This window comes from Oleiphilus sp. HI0080, from assembly GCF_001635135.1.
Genome location: NZ_LWFU01000497.1, coordinates 1 through 5460, shown reverse-complemented (window position 1 = coordinate 5460; position 5460 = coordinate 1). Strand labels below are relative to the sequence as shown.

Annotated in this window: 5 protein-coding genes; 1 reads left to right on the top strand and 4 read right to left on the bottom strand. The window is 46.7% G+C overall.

What is annotated here, in order from left to right; all coding sequences use genetic code 11:
- From A3751_RS10470 to A3751_RS10460, 3 genes are all read right to left on the bottom strand, one after another.
- On the bottom strand, nt 1-630 hold a 630-nt coding region (locus A3751_RS10470), incomplete at its 3' end, for a phospholipase A (RefSeq protein WP_197466275.1).
- 39 nt (nt 631-669) lie between these two features.
- Nucleotides 670-1536, bottom strand: a complete 867-nt coding sequence (locus A3751_RS10465; RefSeq protein ID WP_068455485.1) for a 6-carboxytetrahydropterin synthase — start codon at nt 1534-1536, stop codon at nt 670-672.
- Nucleotides 1537-1637: 101 nt separating this feature from the next.
- Nucleotides 1638-2768 (bottom strand): hypothetical protein, encoded by a 1131-nt coding sequence (locus A3751_RS10460; protein WP_068455482.1) that lies wholly within the window; start codon nt 2766-2768, stop codon nt 1638-1640.
- Between the two features lie 50 nt (nt 2769-2818).
- Between A3751_RS10460 and A3751_RS10455 the strand changes: the two genes are divergently transcribed.
- The gene (locus A3751_RS10455) at nt 2819-3508 is read left to right on the top strand and encodes a DUF2064 domain-containing protein (RefSeq protein WP_068455479.1); all 690 of its coding nucleotides are present in this window, start codon (nt 2819-2821) and stop codon (nt 3506-3508) included.
- 4 nt (nt 3509-3512) lie between these two features.
- On the opposite strand, the gene A3751_RS10450 is transcribed toward A3751_RS10455, so the two are convergent.
- Nucleotides 3513-5460: tetratricopeptide repeat protein (locus tag A3751_RS10450; RefSeq protein ID WP_068455476.1), on the bottom strand; the 1948-nt coding region annotated here is incomplete at its 5' end.

Genomic DNA, 5460 nt, shown 5'->3' with positions numbered 1-5460 from the left:
ATAAATGGCCCAGTTCGGTCGAATGAAGCCAAGTCCAACATAGGCTCGATTCCAGCTACGGCTAAGTAGCTGACTACGCCCGTTGCTCTCGTGCTCAAAACCGGTTCGGAAGAAGAACGCACCATTCAGATCGGGGAGGTTGATGGGCGTTTGATAGAAAATCTCTGGTCGGTAATTGGTTTCACGAAACGGTGCAGATATCTCGCTATTGTATGCCTGCCAAAATGACTTCATTGTAAAGCCGAAGTAAACACCGTCTTCAGGATGCAGCATACTGGTCTCGAGAAGGGGGACCTTAAAGCTTATCTGGAGTTTTATTTCGGTATTTTCAAAGGGATTTTCTTCCAAATAGTCTGTACCTGACGACCAAGGCTCGTTATTTGGTTTTTCTTGATAGCTAAACGGTAAAATGTAGTTTGAGCGGTGAGGGGTGATAACATACTCTAAGTATTCGGTGTTTCGCTCTTGAGTAAAACGCAGCGGAAGCTCGTCGTACACAGGCGCGGTTGCCTCTTGAACGGGAACAGGGCTTTCGGCTCTTTGTTCTAATTCGGTGGCGCTTTCTTCAGCGGTCGCTGTTGCGCTCCAAATCGTTAAAAACAGTACCGTTAAGCATCGTCCTAGCCGCATTTCTGAAACTCCCAAACGTTCGTTCTAATACTTTGTTCTTTAGCGCTTAAGGTTAGAGGACCTTTCTGCAATTGCGCCTTTGCCTACGCCCTCATAGGCTTTGACGAGGTAATGATTATTTGGTTTCTTCTCGGCGCATTTATTTGCTATGTGCGCGGCAATCAGTTCTACGGTAGAGTCAGTATCAATTATATAGACACGTTTAGTGGGCAGCGTTAGCTTGAATCGCCCTTGCTGAGCTGTATACGCGAAGGTTGTGTGGGGTTTGCCATCAATGTCAGTCTCGTTTTGAATATCGTCCGCAGTACCTAGATAAATATTTCGGAAACAAGCAGACCAATAATCTTCAAGATCGGAGCAGCGCTGGTGGTTCTCGTAGATTTCGATCCTTGAACGATGTCCGTGAACGATACGCTGACAATTGCCTAAATGCTTTTTTAACCCATGGCTGTAGTGATAATAAGCGCCATCGATTTGCTCTTCATAAAGGTGTAGTGATACCCGGGTTACGTTCTCTGGCAAAGCGGGTTTGATAACTGATTCTAGGTACTTGGCAACCGTCTTCGGATTGATTGTTTTCGCTTCAAGCAATACAACCGCATCGCGCGGTGATTCATGCTCGAAGTGGCCAAATTGCGAATCCCACGCAAGACGAACTTTCCGTTGCGTTTTTTCTACATGCAAATTTTTAAGATGTACCGAAAGCGCAAAACGGTGGTCGAGCTCTTGGTCGATGATTTCCTTAATTTGTTTCTTAACGTGTCCGAAATCGAACACCATGCCTTGTTCATCAAGCTCGCCTTCAAGCTCAATGTCGACAATCCAGCTTTCTCCAAGTATGCCGCGCGAAGCATCGAAATACGAAAAATCGATCACAGTTAAATTTTGAACGAAAAGCTTGTTCATGCGCCGGCCTGCTTAAATTGACTGGTTGGTTAGATAAAACGCCGTGGAGTCTACCAAAGTTTAAGCGCAAAACCATCGCTCGCACAGCATTAATTCGCTTGTTATTTGTTGCTCGAAGCGATTGCCGGCTGCGCGTATGCGGATACAACGTTTTTCTGAGCCTGTGAGAGCGAATCTGAGAATGAATCTGCGTTGAGACGTTGAAGTAATAGGTCTGCTGCACTGATCTCTTGTTCGCTTAGGGAGGCGGGGAGGGTGAACTGGTTACACACGAGTTTATTCGCCAACGTGTTTACAGGATAGAGCGCATAGTTGTCTCGGATCTGGCGATCAATCGCGCCTGCAAGAGTATCGGGAAGCTGCTGAATCCCTGGATCAGTTGCTAAGCAAACCGGTTCGCCAAACCGAACTGTAATCTTGCCCTTGTAACCAAGCATTCCATTCAGTATGTCGAGTTTGTCGTTTGCTAATTTTTCATCGGTACTGAGAGTTTCATCTTTGATGAGACGCGTTGCTTTGCTCATGTCACATGGATCCCATTCGTAGGAAAGGGTGACGGGGCAAATGTTTAGCGCATTAGAGGTTTCTACTTGCGACGATTTGTCACTGCCAAGCAGTAGCATTTTGATCAGTGCCGGATTTGTAGAATCAACACCATCAAGGGCACGACCCTCGCGTTGTGCAATCCACACATTATGCTCGAACACAGAATGAACGTGGCGAATATATGCAGCCTGCTTTTTTAGTGCTAGCAGCATTGCCTTGGGGCTTCTAACTGAGCGTGCTACACGGAAGCATTTGTTTAACAATGCCATTCGCGTTCCCGTGACGCTCAGCAGCAGGTTGTCCCCAATCGCGTTATGCGCAGTTGTGTGTCCGCATTTATCCAACGCGATATTGACGAGTAAGGGATCCATGGCAATATCGCGATGATTTGAGACAAAAATATATTTTCGGTCAGAGCTGAGCTTGTCTAATCCTTGAATGCTCAAATTTGAATATGTGCTTGCCAGTTTGGGAACCAATGTCGTGATCAGCCACGACTGAATTTCTTCGATATTTTTACAACGAAACAAGCCTGTTGTTTCGATCTGTTCGCCAGGAAAAAGGTGGCTAAAGACGAAGTCCAGCCGCGTACTATCGTATAGGTCACGCAGCGTACCAGTTACTTCAGAGTCGTCAAAGCAGCGAATGTCTTGGAACTGTTCTTTAAAGTCGGAGTCGAATAGCATGTATTTTTTTAGTCTTGATCTATCCCATTACACTACCACAGCGAGAGAAAATGCCTAGCACCGTTTGGATTCAATTCGTAAAGTTGCCCTTGCTTGGTAAAGTTAAAACGCGCCTTGCGGCGACGATAGGCGATGAGGCAGCACTTGTTGCACATAAGCGATTGACGATTGCGGTAAATACACAATTATCCCGATACATTAGCGAGCAAGGCAATGATCACATCCAGCATCTTTGGCTTGGCGTCGGTGGCGTCGGCGGACACACTTCCGATTCGGCTTATCAGTCAGGGCTTGATGTTTATAAACAGCAAGGCCTGATTTTCCAAGAAGCCTTTTTGCAGGACGGTCAAACTCTGGGTGATCGAATGCGGGTGGCCTTGGGAAAGGGGCTTGAGGTGGCGGATCGAGCGTTTATTGTTGGAAGTGACTTTCCTGTTTTGGATTTGGATTATCTCGCGTCAGCCGAAGAGGCACTTTCGCACGCTGATGTAGTTCTTGGTGCCACGGAGGACGGGGGCTACGGGCTCATCGGCCTAAAGCGGCCGAATACTGCGGGTGACAATTTGCCGCTGTCTTTGAGCGGTTTTCGTGATGTACTCTGGGGAACAGATGAAGTTTGCCAGCAAACTCAAGACATTATGCGGAGCGCGGGCTTGAAGACTCATCTACTAGCAACACGTTTTGATGTTGACGACGAAGTAGATTGGAGGCGCTGGCAAGCCAGCGCCTGGAATAACTAATTCGTTATACTTTTGTTGCGAATAAGTCTATTTGGTTAATCGTATTATCTACCGAGGTGTCGATCTTCGGATCTTTTACAGAGATTAAACCGGCCTTTTTTAGTAAACCATAGGACTTATCTACATCGAAAAACGCCAGTTTGTTTTTGAAAATCAAATCTCTGCAACCGGAACCACTGTAGAACTGAGGGTTATCGAATAATCGCTCCCAGAGTTCACTAGAGCGCTCAAGCAAAATAGAGTTTCTGATAAGGCGAATGTTCTCAAGGCTCGGGTGCATCCCTCTTGCGCGTACTAGGTCGCTGAGGATCCCGGTGATTTCTCGACTTGCAATTCCCGGAAGAATAACACGAGCAATGCCATCACTCGACAATAGCTTCATCCACTCATCGAGGTGTGCAAAATCGAACCCTTCACCGAACTCTATATAGTCAAATGGCTCTAGGTCTTGCGGAGGAAGCGCATAGTCAGCGACCGCGTAGCTCAGATTTGTTAGGGCGAGTGATTTAACCTGCGCATGGGCATAGGCCATATCGACTTGATTAGAATCCGCAGCAAAAATAGAGACAGACGAAAACTGACTCGCATATTGGAATGCTTTTTGGCCTGAGCCACATGCCAGCAAAAGAACCCGTATTGTTTTGTTATGCCACGAACGAGGGGGTGTCTGCGGAGCCAGTTGCTGCTGCATTGTTTGGAAAAAACTCACTTGCCTTGGAGCAGGAATCGGCTTCCAGCGCTTGCTACTGCGCGTGATTCCATTGTCGAGCAGTTCGGTCATGGTTTGGCCAAAGAGTTCGTGCCGTGCTTGGTGCTCCTCACTTAGCTCGTAAAGAGTGACCTTCATAAGATTCTGCATACCTGTTGGCCACTCGAGGTGTTCAAGTGCCAATAGTTCAAATGAAAAACTTTGAACATATAGTGCTTCGTACATCGCAAGAATGATTAAAGCGCCCGCAATATCATCAACCGCAATACCTTGGTAACCGATTTGCTGAGCGACTTTCAGTTTTAGTAAGCCAATCTCTTTTTCTTCATCTTGATTCAGTACGAGTGCGTAATCGGTATGACTGGCGTAACAGCCGATAGCCATGGCAAGAGGAAGCAGGGCGTCACGCAACGATTGGCCAATAACAGCTTCGGTTAAAATTGATAGGCGAAGCTGTGTGACTAACTCTTCAAAGTGCGGTTCCGCAACGACGCCAGTTTCAAGGATGGCAATAAGCAGCTGATCCTGAACGAGTTGATTAATGTCCAACACACAGTCTGGATTCTTAAGGTCATATTTGTGCGTCAGCAGCTCTGCTGAGAACTTAACAATTCGACTCGTATCGATGTCGTTGAGCGATAACAAATACAGTACAAATAGCTCAAGCTCCTGTGTGTAGCTGTTGCAACTCAGATTTTCGATGCACTCTGCTGTTTGGTCATGAATTAGGGCATCGCTGTGCCCAAATGCAATGATGCTTCGGTAGTGCAGAAAGGCCTTGTCATATTGACCCAACTGAAGCATGCAGTATGCAATGCCAATAAATGCGGAGAGATTATGTTTGTCGAGTCTGAGGACCTCAGCAAAGTATTCGTCTGCTTGCTGATAATGACCGAGAGTGGCTTCGGCATTGGCTAAATTGAGCAGGTACGTTGCCTTAGATGTCTCTAAATTGTTTGCACGGGTAAAATAATCTTTTGCCAATTGATGCAAAGAAAGGTCGAAAGCAATACGACCCGCAAGGTTAAGCGCTGACGCTTGCGGCAAGTCTTCGTCAAGAATCGATTCAATACGAGAGAGCAGCTCATTTAAGAGGCTGTTGCGGATATAGTCCGCCGCATTCTCTTCCTGTTGAAGCGTATTGTAGTCCTGGTTTACTTGAACCAGGCGCCGAGCAAGATCAGCAGCTTTTTCGCGGCTGACTCGAGAACTTTGATGGACAGTCATTGAGCCGTTTTGTTGC

Coding starts and splice junctions, on each gene's coding strand:
- A3751_RS10460 (WP_068455482.1), bottom strand. CDS start 2,768: ATGCTATTCGACTCCGACTTTAAAGAACAGTTCCAAGACATTCGCTGC.
- A3751_RS10455 (WP_068455479.1), top strand. CDS start 2,819: ATGCCTAGCACCGTTTGGATTCAATTCGTAAAGTTGCCCTTGCTTGGT.
- A3751_RS10465 (WP_068455485.1), bottom strand. CDS start 1,536: ATGAACAAGCTTTTCGTTCAAAATTTAACTGTGATCGATTTTTCGTAT.